The 17,615-nt window shown below is 40.8% G+C and carries 13 protein-coding genes, 2 tRNA genes and 2 rRNA genes; 1 reads left to right on the top strand and 16 read right to left on the bottom strand.

Annotated features, from left to right (window positions below; genetic code table 11):
- Positions 1 to 79: 79 nt before the first annotated feature.
- The 11 genes from gltX to BW724_RS00030 form a co-directional block, all read right to left on the bottom strand.
- Positions 80 to 1,534: a glutamate--tRNA ligase gene (gltX, locus tag BW724_RS00080; RefSeq protein ID WP_088073096.1), complete on the bottom strand. Its 1,455-nt coding sequence runs from the start codon at positions 1,532 to 1,534 to the stop codon at positions 80 to 82.
- 111 nt (positions 1,535 to 1,645) lie between these two features.
- Positions 1,646 to 2,122 carry a 2-C-methyl-D-erythritol 2,4-cyclodiphosphate synthase gene (ispF, locus tag BW724_RS00075; RefSeq protein ID WP_088073095.1) on the bottom strand — a complete coding sequence of 159 codons (477 nt, stop codon included), beginning with the start codon at positions 2,120 to 2,122 and terminating at the stop codon, positions 1,646 to 1,648.
- Positions 2,119 to 2,814, bottom strand: coding sequence for a 2-C-methyl-D-erythritol 4-phosphate cytidylyltransferase (ispD, locus tag BW724_RS00070; RefSeq protein WP_088073094.1), 696 nt, complete (start codon positions 2,812 to 2,814; stop codon positions 2,119 to 2,121). The genes ispF and ispD overlap by 4 nt, the downstream gene beginning before the upstream one ends.
- Positions 2,815 to 2,900: 86 nt before the next feature.
- Positions 2,901 to 4,007 (bottom strand): PIN/TRAM domain-containing protein, encoded by a 1,107-nt coding sequence (locus BW724_RS00065; protein WP_088073093.1) that lies wholly within the window; start codon positions 4,005 to 4,007, stop codon positions 2,901 to 2,903.
- A 197-nt stretch (positions 4,008 to 4,204) separates the two neighbouring features.
- Positions 4,205 to 5,251, bottom strand: a complete 1,047-nt coding sequence (gene disA / locus BW724_RS00060; RefSeq protein ID WP_088077561.1) for a DNA integrity scanning diadenylate cyclase DisA — start codon at positions 5,249 to 5,251, stop codon at positions 4,205 to 4,207.
- A gap of 10 nt (positions 5,252 to 5,261) precedes the next feature.
- The gene (gene radA / locus BW724_RS00055; protein ID WP_088073092.1) at positions 5,262 to 6,668 is read right to left on the bottom strand and encodes a DNA repair protein RadA; all 1,407 of its coding nucleotides are present in this window, start codon (positions 6,666 to 6,668) and stop codon (positions 5,262 to 5,264) included.
- 123 nt (positions 6,669 to 6,791) lie between these two features.
- Positions 6,792 to 9,221 carry an ATP-dependent protease ATP-binding subunit ClpC gene (gene clpC / locus BW724_RS00050; RefSeq protein ID WP_088073091.1) on the bottom strand — a complete coding sequence of 810 codons (2,430 nt, stop codon included), beginning with the start codon at positions 9,219 to 9,221 and terminating at the stop codon, positions 6,792 to 6,794.
- Between the two features lie 26 nt (positions 9,222 to 9,247).
- Positions 9,248 to 10,318, bottom strand: a complete 1,071-nt coding sequence (locus tag BW724_RS00045; protein WP_088077559.1) for a protein-arginine kinase McsB — start codon at positions 10,316 to 10,318, stop codon at positions 9,248 to 9,250.
- A 3-nt stretch (positions 10,319 to 10,321) separates the two neighbouring features.
- Positions 10,322 to 10,858 carry a protein-arginine kinase activator protein McsA gene (locus BW724_RS00040; protein ID WP_088073090.1) on the bottom strand — a complete coding sequence of 179 codons (537 nt, stop codon included), beginning with the start codon at positions 10,856 to 10,858 and terminating at the stop codon, positions 10,322 to 10,324.
- Between the two features lie 18 nt (positions 10,859 to 10,876).
- Positions 10,877 to 11,350 carry a CtsR family transcriptional regulator gene (locus BW724_RS00035; RefSeq protein ID WP_088073089.1) on the bottom strand — a complete coding sequence of 158 codons (474 nt, stop codon included), beginning with the start codon at positions 11,348 to 11,350 and terminating at the stop codon, positions 10,877 to 10,879.
- A gap of 292 nt (positions 11,351 to 11,642) precedes the next feature.
- A complete protein-coding gene (locus BW724_RS00030) occupies positions 11,643 to 12,359 on the bottom strand; it encodes an MgtC/SapB family protein (RefSeq protein WP_088073088.1) in 717 nt (238 codons plus the stop codon).
- A gap of 331 nt (positions 12,360 to 12,690) precedes the next feature.
- Between BW724_RS00030 and BW724_RS00025 the strand changes: the two genes are divergently transcribed.
- Complete coding sequence (locus BW724_RS00025; protein WP_088073087.1) at positions 12,691 to 13,308, top strand: hypothetical protein; 618 nt, start codon at positions 12,691 to 12,693, stop codon at positions 13,306 to 13,308.
- Positions 13,309 to 13,697: 389 nt separating this feature from the next.
- On the opposite strand, the gene BW724_RS24205 is transcribed toward BW724_RS00025, so the two are convergent.
- The 5 genes from BW724_RS24205 to BW724_RS00005 all read right to left on the bottom strand — a co-directional run bounded on the left by BW724_RS24205 (position 13,698) and on the right by BW724_RS00005 (position 17,466).
- Positions 13,698 to 13,826, bottom strand: coding sequence for a hypothetical protein (locus BW724_RS24205; RefSeq protein ID WP_268876122.1), 129 nt, complete (start codon positions 13,824 to 13,826; stop codon positions 13,698 to 13,700).
- Between the two features lie 71 nt (positions 13,827 to 13,897).
- Positions 13,898 to 14,012: ribosomal RNA gene (gene rrf / locus BW724_RS00020) — 5S ribosomal RNA — on the bottom strand.
- Between the two features lie 84 nt (positions 14,013 to 14,096).
- Positions 14,097 to 17,031, bottom strand: a 23S ribosomal RNA gene (locus BW724_RS00015).
- Positions 17,032 to 17,210: 179 nt separating this feature from the next.
- Positions 17,211 to 17,286: transfer RNA gene (locus tag BW724_RS00010), tRNA-Ala, on the bottom strand.
- Between the two features lie 103 nt (positions 17,287 to 17,389).
- Positions 17,390 to 17,466, bottom strand: a tRNA-Ile gene (locus BW724_RS00005).
- Between the last annotated feature and the right edge of the window lie 149 nt (positions 17,467 to 17,615).

Here is a 17,615-nt window from a genome sequence, read left to right as displayed (position 1 = left end):
GGACAGTTAGCCTAACCGCTTCTGCCCGCTTACTTGTGGTCACATTATAGCACACTAGAGAAAGATGTTACACTTACACTTATATAAGTTTTCCTAAGCGACTTGACACGACTTCTTTTCCTAGTAGTGAAATTGCCTGTGGCAAGTCAGGACCTTGTGTCTGTCCTGTAGTCGCTACACGAATTGGCATAAAGAGTTTCTTTCCTTTATGGCCAGTTTCTTTCTGAACAGCTTTAATCGATTGTTTCACTTCCGCTGCAGAGAAGGTTTCAAGTGCATCAACCTTTTCTTTGAAAACTTTTATTACTTCAGGGACTTGCTCTTCTCCAAGTACTTCGTTTGCTTCCTCATTATAATCGATATCTGCTTTGAAGAACAACTCTGTTAACTCAACAATCTCTGCGCCATAACTCAACTTTTCTTGATGAAGGGCAATTAACTCGTGGGCCCACTGGCGCTCTTCTCCATCCATATCTTCTGGTAACTTACCAGCCTTAATTAAATGGGGCAGGGCGAGATCAACGACCCGATCAACATCAGCTTCCTTCATATATTGGTTATTCATCCAAGCTAGCTTTTTCGTATCAAAAACTGCAGGCGCCTTAATGACACGCTCTAGACTAAATTGCTTTACTAATTCGTCCAGGCTTAGAATCTCTTCTTCTCCACCTGGTGACCACCCTAGTAAAGCTATGAAATTGACGATAGCTTCAGGCATATAACCTAATTCTTTATATTGCTCCACAAATTGAATGATGGATTCATCCCGCTTACTCATCTTTTGACGATCTTCATTTAAAATTAAGGAAGCATGGGCAAAGATCGGAGCTTTCCAACCTAACGCTTCAAAAAGTAGCACCTGTCTTGGCGCATTTGATAAATGCTCTTCCCCACGGATAACATGGGAAATTTCCATCAAGTGATCATCAACTACTACTGCAAAGTTATAAGTCGGGATGCCATCTTTTCGGGCAATAACAAAATCACCTATGCCCTCCGTTTCAAAAGTAACTTCTCCCCTGACTATGTCATTAACCAAAACAGTTTGATTTTCTGGTACTCGAAAACGAACTACAGGCTTTCTTCCTTCATTTTCGTAGGTAGCCTTTTGTTCTGGTGTTAAGTCGCGATCACGTCCACTATATTTAGGTGTTTCGCCTTTAGCTCTTTGTTCCTCACGTTCCGCTTCAAGCTCTTCTTCAGTCATATAGCAATGGTATGCTTTTCCTGAATCTATTAATTGTTGGATAAATTTATTATATATATCTAGGCGATCCATGCTTTTATAGGGAGCGTGGGGACCACCAATATCTACACTCTCATCCCAATCAAGACCTAACCAACGTAGACTATCCATCAATTTTTCCGTTGCAGTGTCAACATTTCGAGCTTGGTCTGTATCTTCAATCCGTAGGACAAATTTTCCACCTTGGTTTTTCGCAAATAAATAATTAAATAGGGCTGATCTTGCTCCACCTATATGCAAGTGACCAGTTGGACTCGGAGCAAATCTTACACGTACTTGTTGAGTCATAGTATGACACCTTCCATTCATTTGTTCTATTTTGTTTCATTGATTTTTCGCTTCAAATAATTGATTTTTACTTAGGCAAGGAATCTACATATCGTTAATTTTAAAATAATGCTACTCTGCAATCAACAATACTACGGCCATGGAGGCAATTCCTTCTTCTCTTCCTGTAAAACCTAACTTTTCTGTGGTAGTAGCTTTCACATTCACTTGAGAAGCTTGTCCTTCCAGTAGTTCTGCAATACGCTGCTTCATCTTTTCAATATGCGGTGCCATCTTTGGTCTTTGGGCCATGATTGTACAATCCACATTTCCAAGCTTATATCCTTTTTCTTTTACTATACCCCAGACATGTGATAATAGTTTTGCAGAATCTGCATCTTTGAATTCAGGGTCCGTATCAGGAAAATGCTTACCTATGTCCCCTTCTCCTATTGCACCCAAACAGGCATCTGCAATCGTATGTAATAATACATCAGCATCGGAGTGTCCTAATAATCCTTTTTCATGAGGAATCGTTATTCCACCAATGATCAGAGGTCTTCCTTCCACTAATGCATGAACATCAAATCCTTGTCCAATCCGCATCATTTAAATTCACCCTTTCGTTTCCCTATGATCGCTTCACCAAACAATAAATCTTCTGGCGTCGTAATTTTTATGTTTTCATAATCTCCTTCAACAATATATACTGACTCCCCAATATACTCCATAATAGAAGCATCGTCCGTACCAAAATAATTATTACTTTCTGCCGTTTGGTGAGCTCTGTATATTTGTGAATGACGAAAAGCTTGTGGTGTTTGTATAGCCCACAAGCGAGAGCGATCCACTGTTTTCGTTGCTTTTCCATCTACCACTTCTTTGATGGTATCCTTGACTGGTGTACCAATAGTTGCAGATCCATTTTTAATAAACGCACTTACTAGTTTATGTATTTTATCTATCTGGATAAATGGTCTCGCCCCATCATGAACGAGCACAATAGGATCTCCTTCAATACTTTTTAATCCTTCATAAACACTCTGTTGTCTTTCTTTTCCACCTACTACAAGCTTTTCGACCTTTTTTATTCCAAACTCTAATAGTAGCTGTTTCACATCATCAAATTCATCTTTATTGATTACCAATATTATTCCGTCACATAGAATATCCTCCTCAAACACAAGGATTGTGTGAATGAGGAGGGGAACTTGATCCAATAGTAAGAACTGTTTATTTTTGCCGGCCTTCATACGTTTCCCTTGGCCTGCAGCTGGAATGACAACCTTATACTTCTCCATGCGTATCTTCCTTCGTATTAAAGCCTATTTTTATATCTACTTCCATCGTGCTAAACTAAATAGAATCTTTTTATATAATACAAAAATTAGAGCGCTTTTTCTAGTAACTTAGGTTTAGCGAAAATCATTCTTCCAGCTGATGTTTGTAAAACACTCGTAACGACAACTTCAATTTGTTTTCCAATATAGTTACGACCTTCTTCAACAACAATCATTGTTCCGTCGTCCAAATAGGCAATACCTTGATTTTGCTCTTTTCCATCTTTAATGACCTGAACGTCCATTTCTTCACCAGGCAAAACGACAGGTTTAACGGCATTTGCTAAGTCATTAATATTTAAGACGGAAACACCTTGTAAATCACAAACTTTATTCAAGTTAAAATCATTTGTAACGACATATCCATCTAATAACTTGGCTAGTTTTACAAGCTTACTATCAACTTCCTGAATATCCTCAAAGTCTCCCTCATATATTTCTACATTTACTGGGAGTTCCTTCTGAATTTTATTTAAGATATCTAGACCACGTCGACCACGGTTCCTTTTTAGTACATCTGAAGAATCTGCAATATGCTGTAACTCCTCCAGTACAAACTCTGGAATCATTAATGTCCCTTCAAGAAAACCAGTTTGGCAAATATCTGCAATTCGTCCATCTATAATAACACTCGTATCTAATATTTTTAACGTACCGGAGACTTCACTTCCGTCATTTTCCATGTACATTTTCTTCTTTTCTTTTAGAGTTACTTTATTTCCTATTGGGAATAAGTTAACCAATTCATCTCTTTTCTTAAAACCAACTTGGAAACCTAAATACCCTAATAATATCGTTATAAAAAGTGGTAGGATTGTACTAATTACCTGAATTTGCATTTCAGCAACAGGCAGGCTCAATAAATATGCAATTAAAAGACCCATTCCAAGACCCATCGTTCCAAAAAGCAGATCTGTAACTGGGGCTTTCACTAATGTCTCCTCGACCAAGCGGATCAACCCTACAATATCATCCACAAGCCAAAAAGTAGAGAAAAATAAAATAAGTGCACCTAAAACCGCGCCAATATAAGAGTTAGTTAACCACTGAGGGCTGTCTCCTATATTTAATAGTTCAATTAAATCAGGTAAAAATATAAAACCTACTGTACCACCGATGAGCAATATAAATAGTTGTACAATTCTTCGAAGCATCCACTTCACCTCCTTTTACCATTATAGACAATTATTTTTAAATCAAACGTAGATCTAGCAAAATCACAAAAAATTACAAACTTATTGGATTTTGAATAATCTCACCTTACCAAACGGACTAAAAGTTGTCAATTTCGTAAAATTCTTTATTATATAATTAAATATATTTTTCGTCAAGGGGCGATTTTTTTTGACATTTATATATGACGATCGATAAATAACTGTTCTTGAATTCTTGTAAGTCCTTCTTTTATCTTTCTCGCTCTAGCTTCCCCAATCCCGTCTACTTCATCCAAGTCTTCAATGGAAGCTCTCATAATATGAGGTAGATCCTCGTATTTCTCAATAAGATTCTCCACTACATGGGCTGGGATTCTCGGGATTTTATGCAGGATGCGATATCCTCTTGGACAGATAGCAAATTCTGATAAATTCGTATTTTTATTATAGCCAAGAAGCTTAACAATCACTTGGTCGTCTAAAAGTTCTTCACTAGACAGACGTATTAACCTCTTTAAAAGTTGCACTGGATCACTCGATTTATCTTTCATATAATCACTAATAAGTAATACTGCTTCTTTTTCAACATTTGAAACAAGTTCTTCTAACTGCATCGAAATAAGTCGCCCTTCATTCCCTAATTCATTCACATAGTTAAGGATCTCACTTTTAATTCTAAGAACCATTTCCACCCGATGCATCACCTGAGATACCTCATGGAACGTAACAAGCTCTTCAAACTCCAATGCCCCTAGGTTTGTAATTCCCTGATCTAAAACAGATTTATACTTCTCTAACGTTTGAATCGCTTGATTGGCCTTTGTTAAAATAACGCCGATGTCTTTTAATGCGTAACGATATTCACCTTGATAAAGAGTGATAACATTTCTACGCTGTGAGATAGAGATAACTAGGTTACCCGTCTGCCTTGCGACACGTTGCGCAGTCCTGTGACGAATACCCGTTTCTGTTGATTCAATTGCATTATTCGGTACTAGCTGTGTATTCGCATATAAAATTTTATCCGCATTTTCACTTAATATAATTGCCCCATCCATCTTCGCCAGTTCATACAAGTATGCAGGTGAAAACTCGCAGTTAATAAAGAATCCACCATCAACAATTTCCATCATTTCATTCGTATACCCCAGTACAATAAGTCCACCAGTTTTAGCACGAAGTACATTATCAATGCCTTCACGGAGTGGTGTACCTGGGGATACTAGCTGTAAAACGTCGTTCATAAAACCTGTATCATAATTCGAATCTTGGTGATGATCCACTCGACATTCCTCCTAAAGTAACTTCCAATGCTTCGTTCACTGTATTCACACCAACCACATCAATCCCAGCAGGTGGTGTCCAGCCTCCTACGCTTTTTTCAGGAACGATGACACGCTTAAAGCCTAATTTAGCAGCTTCTATCACACGCTGCTCAATCCTTGAAACTCTTCTCACTTCTCCAGTAAGTCCCACTTCACCAATAATGACGTCCGTTGGGGGCGTTGGGGCATCCCTAAAACTTGAAGCAATGGCTACTACGATTGCTAGATCAATGGAAGGTTCATCTAATTTAACGCCACCTGCAACCTTGATATAGGCATCTTGATTTTGAAGTAACATCCCTACTCGCTTTTCTAAAACTGCCATCAGCAGTGATATCCGGTTATGGTCAATACCCGTGGCCATACGCCTAGGATTCCCAAAGCTAGTAGGTGAAATCAATGCCTGAATCTCCACTAATACGGTTCTCGTCCCTTCTAGTGATGCTACGACCGCTGAACCTGCAGCACCAGATGATCTTTCTTCAAGAAATATTTCTGATGGATTTAATACCTCTTCCAGTCCAACTTCCTTCATTTCAAATATACCTATTTCATTGGTTGACCCAAACCTGTTTTTTACGGCACGTAAGATACGGTATGTATGATGCCGCTCACCTTCAAAGTATAAGACTGAATCTACCATATGCTCTAGCAACCTTGGTCCAGCAATCGCTCCTTGTTTTGTAACATGACCTACAATAAAAATAGCTATTCCTGTTGTTTTAGCTATCCGCATGAAAGCTGCTGTACACTCCCTGACTTGAGAGACGCTTCCTGGCGCACTTGTCACATGGTCTAAATAGACAGTCTGGATAGAGTCGATTACAACTAATATTGGTTGAATTTGTTGGATCATCTTATCAATGTGTTCCACATCTGTCTCTGCTAAAACAAAAAGTTCATCATAGGTTATGTTGAGGCGATCCGCTCGGAGTTTCGTTTGTTTTAAGGATTCTTCCCCAGATATATATAACACTCGCTTTTTATGTTTAGCTATTTCGCCTGATACTTGCAAAAGTAAAGTGGACTTCCCAATACCAGGGTCACCCCCAACTAACACGAGGGAACCTGGAACAACGCCTCCTCCAAGCACACGATTTAATTCATTTATATGCGTATCATATCGTTGTTCAACCTGATTTTCTATTTTCGTAATAGGCTGGGGTTTAGATGAGGTCGATTCAGATGTTACAAAACCTCGCTTCGGAGCATTCGTAGCTGCTTCTATCTCCTCCACCATGGAATTCCAGTTTTGGCATCCTGGACATTTCCCCATCCATTTTGTAGATTCATATCCGCATTCTTGACAAACAAATTTGGTTTTTCTCTTTGCCATAAGTTTCCCCTTCCTGGCCCTCACAATACCAGTATATTCAACACCACATATTTTATCATGAATACAAACATAAACCAGGAGAAGCCCTCTTATAGGACTTCCCCTGAAACCTTTAACTATAAACTACTTTGTTGTTACATGAAATTCTCCGTCTTTTACATCCATTATTACAGATTGACCTTTTGTTATTGTGCCCTTAAGGAGTTCTTCTGAGAGTCGGTCTTCCACCTGCTTTTGTAGTGCCCTACGAAGTGGTCTTGCACCATATTCTGGATCGAAGCCTTCATCTGCAATTTTATTTAATGCATCTGCCGTTAAGTCAAACTCTATTCCCTGTTCTGTTAATCGCTTCTTTAATTGCTCAGACATTAATGAAACGATCTTCTTAATGTGGTCTTTCTCAAGGGAATGGAACACAATAATTTCATCAATTCTATTTAAAAACTCAGGTCGGAACGCTTTCTTTAATTCAGACATGACTTTCCCTTTCATGTCTTTATACTGTTCACCATCTAGCTGTGCTGTAAAACCAAGACTTTTGTTTTGGCGTAGCGTACTTGCCCCAACGTTTGATGTCATAATAATTGCCGTATTACGGAAGTCCACTCTTCTTCCTTTCGAGTCTGTAAGGAACCCATCCTCTAGTACTTGCAGTAGTATATTAAATACTTCAGGGTGTGCTTTCTCAATTTCATCTAATAGAATAACAGAATATGGTTTACGGCGAACCTTCTCTGTTAATTGCCCACCTTCTTCATGACCAACATATCCAGGAGGCGAACCTACTAAACGGGAAGTATTATGTTTTTCCATATATTCAGACATGTCTATACGAATGATCGCATCTTCATCACCAAACAATGATTCGGCAACAGCTCGTGCTAATTCCGTCTTACCGACACCAGTAGGTCCAAGGAAGATGAATGAGCCTATTGGTCGCTTAGGATCCTTTAGGCCAGCTCGTGCACGACGTACTGCTTTAGAAACAGCCTTGACTGCCTCTTCTTGCCCAATAACCCGATTGTGTAAAATCTCTTCCATGCGTAAAAGACGCTCTGTTTCTTCCTCTTCTAGTTTACTAACTGGAATTCCAGTCCAACTTGCAACAACTTGGGCTATATCTTCCGTAGTAACCTCTGAGTTTTCTTGACCTTGTTTTTCTTTCCATTCTTTCTTTAACGTATCAAGTTCTTCTCGAATGCGCTGCTCACTATCTCGTAAAGATGCTGCCTTTTCAAATTCCTGGCTCTGTACCGCTGCATCCTTTTCCTTCCTTGTCTCTTCAAGCTTTTGCTCCATTTCCTTTAAGTTCGGAGGAGCCGTATAAGATCGTAGTCTAACCTTTGAAGCTGCTTCATCTATTAAGTCAATCGCTTTATCTGGTAAAAATCTATCAGATATATAACGATCAGATAACTTAACCGCAGCATCAATTGCGTCATCAGTAATTTCAACACGATGATGTGCTTCGTATCTGTCACGTAACCCTTTTAAAATTTGAATGGACTCGTCAGCAGTAGGTTCATCTACCTGTATTGGCTGGAATCTTCGCTCTAGCGCCGCATCCTTCTCAATATATTTGCGATACTCATCTAACGTAGTCGCACCAATACATTGTAGCTCACCACGAGCCAACGATGGTTTCAAAATATTCGATGCATCAATAGCGCCTTCTGCCCCACCAGCACCAATCAGTGTGTGAAGTTCATCTATAAATAGAATGACATTACCAGCTTGACGAATTTCCTCCATTACCTTCTTTAGACGATCCTCAAATTCCCCGCGGTATTTTGTTCCTGCTACAACCGTTCCCATATCAAGGGTCATGACACGTTTGTTTCTCAAAGTTTCAGGAACCTCATTGTTTACTATTTGCTGTGCAAGACCTTCTGCAATAGCTGTCTTACCTACCCCTGGCTCACCAATTAATACAGGGTTGTTTTTTGTTCTTCGACTAAGTACTTGAATAACTCGCTCGATTTCTTTAGAACGTCCAATGACAGGGTCTATTTGTTCCTCTTTGGCTATAGCTGTTAAATCCCTCGCTAAGCCATCTAGTGTAGGAGTGTTTACATTATTTCCTGCCCCTGCAGCTTGCTGCTGACTGTTGGAAGACTCACTACTTCCAAGGAGTTGTAGTACTTGTTGTCGAGCTTTATTTAAGCTCACTCCTAAATTATTTAAAACTCTTGCCGCGACTCCTTCTCCCTCACGTATAAGTCCTAATAAGATATGCTCCGTACCTACATAAGAGTGTCCTAGTTTACGCGCTTCGTCCATAGATAGCTCAATTACTTTCTTAGCTCGTGGAGTATAGTGGACCTGCTTCGAATTTTCTCCACCACGTCCAATTAAATTTTCTACTTCTGTTTGTATTTTCTCCGGATTAAGCCCTAAAGCAACAAGAGCTTTAGCTGCGATTCCTTCCCCTTCGCGTACTAAGCCTAGAAGGATGTGCTCTGTCCCAATATTATTATGGCCTAATCGTACTGCCTCTTCTTGTGCCAATGCTAATACTTTTTGTGCTCGTTCTGTAAATCGTCCAAACATCATAAGTATCCACCTCCGAAATAAATACCTTAATTATTTTCTTCAAGTTTTAACCGTTCACGGATTAATGTTGCCCTGCGCTGGTCTCTCTGCTCTGATGAGAGAATTTCCCCTGCGTACTGTTGTAAAAAACCAGGTTGCGTTAATATCATTAATTCATTTAAGATACTGCCACTTATATCAGTGATAAGTCCCATATCTATTCCGAGTCTTACATCAGACAGTCGCTGCGTTGCCTCTTTTGATTCCATCGTTCGACTATAAGATAATATTCCATAGGAACGATAGACACGGTCTTCCATTTGGAGTTTAGACTGTTGCAATAAAGTTTCCCTTGCAGCCCTCTCCTGTTGGATTAACTGTACAACAACGCTTCTTAAATCATCTACGATATCATCTTCAGATTTCCCTAAGGTCATTTGATTAGATATTTGAAATAAATTTCCTAATGCTTCGCTTCCTTCACCGTATATTCCCCTTACAACTAATCCTAGTTGATTGATAGCAGGGAGTATTCGGTTCATTTGTCGCGTGATAACTAAGGCTGGTAAGTGCATCATGACGGATGCCCTCAAGCCCGTTCCCACATTTGTTGGACAGCTAGTTAAATAACCTCGTTTTTCCTCAAAAGCAAAATCGAGCCTATCCTCCATCCAGTCATCAATTTCATTTGCATACCTTAATCCATGGTCAAGTTGAAACCCAGATAATAAGACTTGTATTCTAAAATGGTCCTCTTCATTCACCATAATACTTAAAGATTCATCTTCACTTAATAAAACAGCTCCAGCTTTAGATTCATCAGAAAGATTAGGACTAATTAAATGTTTTTCTACTAAAACTCTTTTTTCATTCTTCTTCATATCATCCATTTTAAGAAGTTCAAGCGTTCCAAATCTTTTATGAGAGTGCTTTGAAAACTTTGATCTTGCAATTTCAATTATTTCTTCATGCTTCTCCTTAGAAGCAGTAATTGGAAATGGTGTATTATCGATGTTTCTAGCTAATCTAATCCTGCTGCTTAAAACAATATCCGCATCAGGACCTTCATTTTTCATCCAAGGACTGATTGCTTCACTTATGAAATTTTGAAGAGACATCATTCACCCCTCCCTTTTCTCATTTAGCTTCTTTTCTAGAGATCTTATTTCATCTCTAATTTCTGCAGCTTGTTCAAACTCTTCCTTTGAAATATATTGCTGCATTTGTTCTTTCAGTCTTCTTATTTCCTTATGAATGTGCAAGTCTTTCCCTTTACGTTTTGGTATTTTACCTGCGTGCTTTGCATTACCACTATGAATTCTTTTAAAGATTGGATCTAATTTTTCATTAAATCTTTTGTAGCAATTAGAGCATCCAAATCGTCCTATATCTGCAAATTGTTGATATGTCATTCCGCAGCTTGAACATCTTAATTGTGCTTTTTGCTGAGCAAATCCTTCATTTGCCTTTGAGACTGGATGATCCACATCTAATAATCCTGATAAAAGCTGATGAATGGAGAAACTATTGGAACCTGGGAAATACTCTCCTTTATCCTTGGCACAAACATCACAGATATGGAACTCCGTTTTCTCACCATTAATAATTTTTGTAAAATGTAACGTAGCCTGCCTCTCTTGACATTCCTGACAGAGCATCCCTTCTCCCTCCTTTATTTAATCGTTCCATTCCTTATATTTAAGCGTTGAAATCATTGCCCGAAGAAGCCGAGCTCTAATTTCATCTCGAAGTGGCAAATTCACATGGATAGCAGACCTATCAATGACACTAGCCATTAGATTAGCCTCCCGTTTTGTTATCGCCTCTTCCTCAAATAATCTTAGGATAATACTTTCGGCAGATTGCTGTGTAATCCTGCTACCTGATAATTCGATCAGTTGATCAAATAATTCTAGCTTATCGTTAGGTTTCACCTTAATAATTCGAATGTAGCCCCCACCACCCCGTTTGCTTTCAACCATATACCCTTTTTCTACTGTAAATCGAGTACTGATGACATAATTAATCTGGGACGGGACACATTCAAATCTTTCTGCCAGTTCACTTCTTTTAATTTCCACAATTTCATTATTACTTTGGTTAATAATTTGCTTTAAGTAGTTTTCAATTACATCAGAAATATTTCGCATATAACAACCCTCCCCTGCATGGATGAAAAGGTCCTATATCCCTACTTATCATGAAAGCCATGTTGTAAATAGAACATCTAATCGTTTTTGGCTATGTTAGCTCTATTAACAAAGCACCTTCTTAAAGATTTTATGTTCTGATATTTTTTATGATATTAAGTTAGGTTATTTGACTTTGACTATCTTTGACTATAAGGATATTATGCACTAAAAAAAATTATTCCGCAAATAATATACACTAAAGGTTTCACAGAATCCTTTATCAGTATAGCCAGATAATCAAACATTAATCCTATTTTCCATCTAAGTATACTTGATGCACAAATTCATCTTTATTTAGATGATCTGCTAAGTAAATAATTGCCTCCTTATCTTCATATTCCACATATAGCCTGTATTCAATCATGGATTTATCATTAAATAATTTTTGTTTTTCCGTTTTGATCCCTTTTACTTCGATCGAGTATGATTCCACCACTTTAATTAAGTTACTTAATGGACTCTTTCCCTCTTCCACGACTAAATAGATAAACCTTTTTTTACGCTTCATTAAAAAACCAAAGTCGATTTTTCCTAATAAAAATAAACTTAGAATCACGATAATAGTTGTTATAATTGCAGGTAGATACATACCAGCACCTACAGTTAACCCAATTCCCGCAACGACCCAAATTGACGCAGCTGTAGTAAGTCCCCTCACTGTATATCCTTGGACAAGAATCGTTCCTGCTCCTAGAAACCCTATTCCACTTACAACATATGCAGCAAGACGAGAAGGGTCAAAATTAATTGTTTCAGGATTATGACCACTAATATAATTTTGAAAACCGTAAAAAGCTAGCAACATAATCAAACATGAACCCACACTCACTAATAAATGTGTTCGAAATCCAGCGGGGTGTTGATGAAATTCCCTCTCTACTCCAACTAAGCCTCCTAAAGCAGCTGCAATGATTAAACGGATTGTCATAATAAATGTTTCACTATTTGTTATTACTTCCCATTCCATCTCACATTCACCCCTTTAAAAAGATTTATCGTCCTGTTAAAAATATATTCCCCAATATTATATTTAGTTTCCTTATTTGAAATGTGCTCTTTTAACTTATTCTACTATCGGTTCTTCATATCTACTTGTTAGCAATTCATCTATCTATTATCTACTTTCAAAAAAAAGTTTGGTTAATATATCTAGCAAAGATATTTATCTTCTAGTCAGAGGAGGGTGCTGTCTTCACTTTGGGAGGATTAAGATACAAAGCTGATTTCTCATGCGAGCTAGTCTTCATTTTGATGAAATGAAGACCCAAATCTAGTTTTTTCTGGAGATCGTCTTCATTTTGGGAAATGAAGACCCAAATCTAGTTTTTAGTACAGTTCAGTCTCCATTCTGGGAAAATGAAGACTCAAATCTAATTTTTAGTGCAGTTCAGTCTCCATTCTGGGAAAGTGAAGACTCAAATCTAATTTCTCATGGGTTTCAGTCTCCATTCTGGGAAAATGAAGACTCAAATCTAATTTTTAGTGCAGTTCAGTCTCCATTCTGGGAAAGTGAAGACTCAAATCTAATTTCTCATGGGTTTCAGTCTCCATTCTGGGAATATGAAGACTCAAATCTAATTTCTCATGGGTTTCAGTCTCCATTCTGGGAAAATGAAGACTCAAATCTGATTTCTCATGGGTTTCAGTCCCCATTCTTTGAAAATGAGGAATCAAGTTTGATTTATCATAGGTTTCAGTCCTCATTCTTTGAAAATGAGGACTCAAATTTGATTTATCATAGGTTTCAGTCCTCATTCTTTGAAAATGTGGACTCAAATTTAATTTCTAATGAGTTTCAGTCCTCATTCTTTGAAAATGTGGACTCAAATTTAATTTCTAATAAGTTTCAGTCCTCATTCTTTGAAAATGAGGACTCAAATATGAGTTATCATTTGTTTCAGTCTTCATTTAATTAGCTCTATTTAAGACTATTTGTAATTTTACTTATAGCAGTAATTTTTGCGTAAGGTAAACCTGTCTCTTCCTCTACGAGTATAAGCTAAGAACCTTATCCGTCGAGACAACTCGCCACATAGTCGACGAAGTAACGCTGAAATAACCTAAGACCTGAAGCATTGCCCACTGCAAAGAAAACACTGCGAAGAATGAGCAGATATCGCACAAATACCTTAAGTGAAAGCGAGTACCTTACACAAAAAATCATCACATCATTTAAAACACAAAAAAAGACACCCTCTATTGAGAATGTCTTTATCTGCCCAGCAACGTCCTACTTTCACAGGGGTGAACCCCAACTATCATCGGCGCTCGAGCTTATCTACCGTGTTCGGACTGCGGGAATCGATTACCTACGAATCTCTGCGTCAACTGCACTCGTTCGATTCTCATGGGCATAGCCCATTCCGATTCTCTCTCCCTTGTTTCCTTGACCTTCTTGCTCCTCAATTCCCTCGTTTACAAATTTACATCTCATATAAACCATAAACACCTTTCGGTGTATTAAAACACAAAAAAAGACACCCTCTATTGAGAATGTCTTTATCTGCCCAGCAACGTCCTACTTTCACAGGGGTGAACCCCAACTATCATCGGCGCTGGAGAGCTTAACTACCGTGTTCGGCATGGGAACGGGTGTGACCTCTCCGCTATCGTCACTGGACTTGATTGAGATAAAACAAAATAAATTGTCCTCTCAAAACTAGATAACATATTGGATTGATAATACTTAAAGAAGTTTTAAAAATTGGTTAAGCCCTCGATCGATTAGTATCTCTCAGCTACACATGTCGCCATGCTTCCACACGAGACCTATCAACCTCATCATCTCTGAGGGATCTTACTCACTTACGTGATGGGAAATCTCATCTTGAGGGGGGCTTCATGCTTAGATGCTTTCAGCACTTATCCCTTCCACACGTAGCTACCCAGCGATGCTCCTGGCGGAACAACTGGTACACCAGCGGTGTGTCCATCCCGGTCCTCTCGTACTAAGGACAGCTCCTCTCAAATTTCCTACGCCTGCGACGGATAGGGACCGAACTGTCTCACGACGTTCTGAACCCAGCTCGCGTGCCGCTTTAATGGGCGAACAGCCCAACCCTTGGGACCTACTTCAGCCCCAGGATGCGACGAGCCGACATCGAGGTGCCAAACCTCCCCGTCGATGTGGACTCTTGGGGGAGATTAGCCTGTTATCCCCAGGGTAGCTTTTATCCGTTGAGCGACGGCCCTTCCATACGGTGCCGCCGGATCACTAAGCCCGACTTTCGTCCCTGCTCGACCTGTATGTCTCGCAGTCAAGCTCCCTTATGCCTTTGCACTCTGCGAATGATTTCCAACCATTCTGAGGGAACCTTTGGGCGCCTCCGTTACTTTTTAGGAGGCGACCGCCCCAGTCAAACTGCCCACCTGACACTGTCCCTGAACCGGATCACGGTTCGAGGTTAGAATTTCAGTACAGCCAGGGTAGTATCCCACCAACGCCTCCACCGAAGCTGGCGCTCCGGCTTCCAAGGCTCCTACCTATCCTGTACAAGCTGTACCAAAATCCAATATCAAGCTACAGTAAAGCTCCATGGGGTCTTTCCGTCCTGTCGCAGGTAACCTGCATCTTCACAGGTAATATAATTTCACCGGGTCTCTCGTTGAGACAGTGCCCAAATCGTTACACCTTTCGTGCGGGTCGGAACTTACCCGACAAGGAATTTCGCTACCTTAGGACCGTTATAGTTACGGCCGCCGTTTACTGGGGCTTCAATTCAGAGCTTCTCCAAAAAGGATAACCCCTCCTCTTAACCTTCCAGCACCGGGCAGGTGTCAGCCCCTATACGTCGCCTTGCGGCTTAGCAGAGACCTGTGTTTTTGATAAACAGTCGCTTGGGCCTATTCACTGCGGCTCTCTCGGGCGTAAACCCTAATAGAGCACCCCTTCTCCCGAAGTTACGGGGTCATTTTGCCGAGTTCCTTAACGAGAGTTCTCCCGCGCGTCTTAGAATTCTCTTCCCGCCTACCTGTGTCGGTTTGCGGTACGGGCACCAGTCACCTCGCTAGAGGCTTTTCTTGGCAGTGTAGGATCAGGAACTTCGGTACTAATATTTCCCTCGCCATCACAGCTCAGCCTTTATGACAAGCGGATTTGCCTACTTGTCAGCCTAACTGCTTGGACGCGGCATTCCATCGCCGCGCTTACCCTACCTTCCTGCGTCCCCCCATTGCTCAAATGGTGACGTGGTGGTACAGGAATTTCAACCTGTTTGCCATCGCCTACGCCTTTCGGCCTCGGCTTAGGTCCCGACTTACCCTGAGCGGACGAGCCTTCCTCAGGAAACCTTAGGCTTTCGACGGAGGGGATTCTCACCCCTCTTTTCGCTACTCATACTGGCATTCTCACTTCCAAGCGCTCCACATGTCCTTCCGGTCATGCTTCGCAGCCCTTGGAACGCTCCCCTACCCCTGTCCATAAGGACAAGCCATAGCTTCGGTGATACGTTTAGCCCCGGTACATTTTCGGCGCAGAGTCACTCGACCAGTGAGCTATTACGCACTCTTTCAATGGTGGCTGCTTCTAAGCCAACATCCTGGTTGTCTAAGCAACTCCACATCCTTCTCCACTTAACGTATACTTTGGGACCTTAGCTGATGGTCTGGGCTGTTTCCCTCTTGACTACGGATCTTAGCACTCGCAGTCTGACTCCCGAGGATAAGTCATTGGCATTCGGAGTTTGACTGAATTCGGTAATCCTGTGGGGACCCCTAGTCCAATCAGTGCTCTACCTCCAAGACTCTTCCCTCGAGGCTAGCCCTAAAGCTATTTCGGGGAGAACCAGCTATCTCCGTGTTCGATTGGCATTTCACCCCTACCCACACCTCATCCCCGCACTTTTCAACGTGCGTGGGTTCGGGCCTCCATCCAGTGTTACCTGGACTTCACCCTGGACATGGGTAGATCACACGGTTTCGGGTCTACAACAACGTACTATGGCGCCCTATTCAGACTCGCTTTCGCTGCGGCTCCGTCTCTTCAACTTAACCTTGCACGTTATCGTAACTCGCCAGTTCATTCTACAAAAGGCACGCTGTCACCCATTAACGGGCTCCAACTACTTGTAGGCACACGGTTTCAGGATCTATTTCACTCCCCTCCCGGGGTGCTTTTCACCTTTCCCTCACGGTACTGGTTCACTATCGGTCACTAGGTAGTATTTAGCCTTGGGAGATGGTCCTCCCAGATTCCGACGGGGTTTCACGTGTCCCGCCGTACTCAGGATACACTCCGGAGGAAACGACATTTCGACTACAGGGCTGTTACCTTGTCTCGCGGATCTTTCCAGATCGCTTCGTCTACGCCGTTTCTTTGTAACTCCGTATGGAGTGTCCTACAACCCCAAGAGGCAAGCCTCTTGGTTTGGGCTCTTTCCGTTTCGCTCGCCGCTACTCAGGAAATCGAATTTTCTTTCTCTTCCTCTGGGTACTAAGATGTTTCAGTTCCCCAGGTCTGCCTTCTCATACCCTATGGATTCAGGTATGGATACCATCCCATTACGGATGGTGGGTTCCCCCATTCGGATATCTCCGGATCAAAGCTTACTTACAGCTCCCCGAAGCATTTCGGTGTTCGTCCCGTCCTTCATCGGCTCCTAGTGCCAAGGCATTCACCGTGCGCCCTTTCTAGCTTAACCACTAAAAAAGTTGTGGCGTCATCATTAATTAGCCTTCTCTAAGACACTTAGTTGAACTCTTCAAAAAGCATAGGCTTTTCAAAAAAAGTTAACCAGTGTGTTTCTTATCAATCTTGTGTTATCTAGTTTTCAAAGGACAATATAAAGAACCTCTATGAGGTCTTTGGTGAAATCAAATATGGTGGAGCCTAGCGGGATCGAACCGCTGACCTCCTGCGTGCAAGGCAGGCGCTCTCCCAGCTGAGCTAAGGCCCCAGGTTAATTTCTAAGAATGTCAAAGAGTAATAAATTTTCATTCGTAATCACTTTTACTATATTAATTCTCAAGAATTATAAAAGTTCTTGATATGAAAATTCATGGTGGGCCTGAGTGGACTCGAACCACCGACCTCACGCTTATCAGGCGTGCGCTCTAACCAGCTGAGCTACAGGCCCCCGCCTTGTTTGTTGTCATAGTAAAAGCGAGAATTATTTTGAAGGTATAACCCTTCAAAACTAAACAAAAAGTACCAAAACGAAGTTTTTTAAAAAGGTATGAGCCTTTTAAGCTCCTTAGAAAGGAGGTGATCCATCCCCACCTTCCG

Origin of the sequence: Litchfieldia alkalitelluris, from assembly GCF_002153425.1 — a bacterium.
Taxonomy (GTDB): domain Bacteria; phylum Bacillota; class Bacilli; order Bacillales; family Salisediminibacteriaceae; genus Evansella; species Evansella alkalicola.
The sequence above is the reverse complement of the archived record's forward strand: the minus strand, read 5'-3'. Positions and strand labels throughout refer to the sequence as shown.

Coding starts and splice junctions, on each gene's coding strand:
- BW724_RS00065 (WP_088073093.1), bottom strand. CDS start 4,007: ATGCTTCGAAGAATTGTACAACTATTTATATTGCTCATCGGTGGTACA.
- radA (WP_088073092.1), bottom strand. CDS start 6,668: ATGGCAAAGAGAAAAACCAAATTTGTTTGTCAAGAATGCGGATATGAA.
- gltX (WP_088073096.1), bottom strand. CDS start 1,534: ATGACTCAACAAGTACGTGTAAGATTTGCTCCGAGTCCAACTGGTCAC.
- BW724_RS00035 (WP_088073089.1), bottom strand. CDS start 11,350: ATGCGAAATATTTCTGATGTAATTGAAAACTACTTAAAGCAAATTATT.
- BW724_RS00040 (WP_088073090.1), bottom strand. CDS start 10,858: ATGCTCTGTCAGGAATGTCAAGAGAGGCAGGCTACGTTACATTTTACA.
- ispF (WP_088073095.1), bottom strand. CDS start 2,122: ATGATGCGGATTGGACAAGGATTTGATGTTCATGCATTAGTGGAAGGA.
- disA (WP_088077561.1), bottom strand. CDS start 5,251: ATGAACGACGTTTTACAGCTAGTATCCCCAGGTACACCACTCCGTGAA.
- ispD (WP_088073094.1), bottom strand. CDS start 2,814: ATGGAGAAGTATAAGGTTGTCATTCCAGCTGCAGGCCAAGGGAAACGT.
- clpC (WP_088073091.1), bottom strand. CDS start 9,221: ATGATGTTTGGACGATTTACAGAACGAGCACAAAAAGTATTAGCATTG.
- BW724_RS00030 (WP_088073088.1), bottom strand. CDS start 12,359: ATGGAATGGGAAGTAATAACAAATAGTGAAACATTTATTATGACAATC.
- BW724_RS00045 (WP_088077559.1), bottom strand. CDS start 10,318: ATGTCTCTTCAAAATTTCATAAGTGAAGCAATCAGTCCTTGGATGAAA.
- BW724_RS24205 (WP_268876122.1), bottom strand. CDS start 13,826: ATGAGATGTAAATTTGTAAACGAGGGAATTGAGGAGCAAGAAGGTCAA.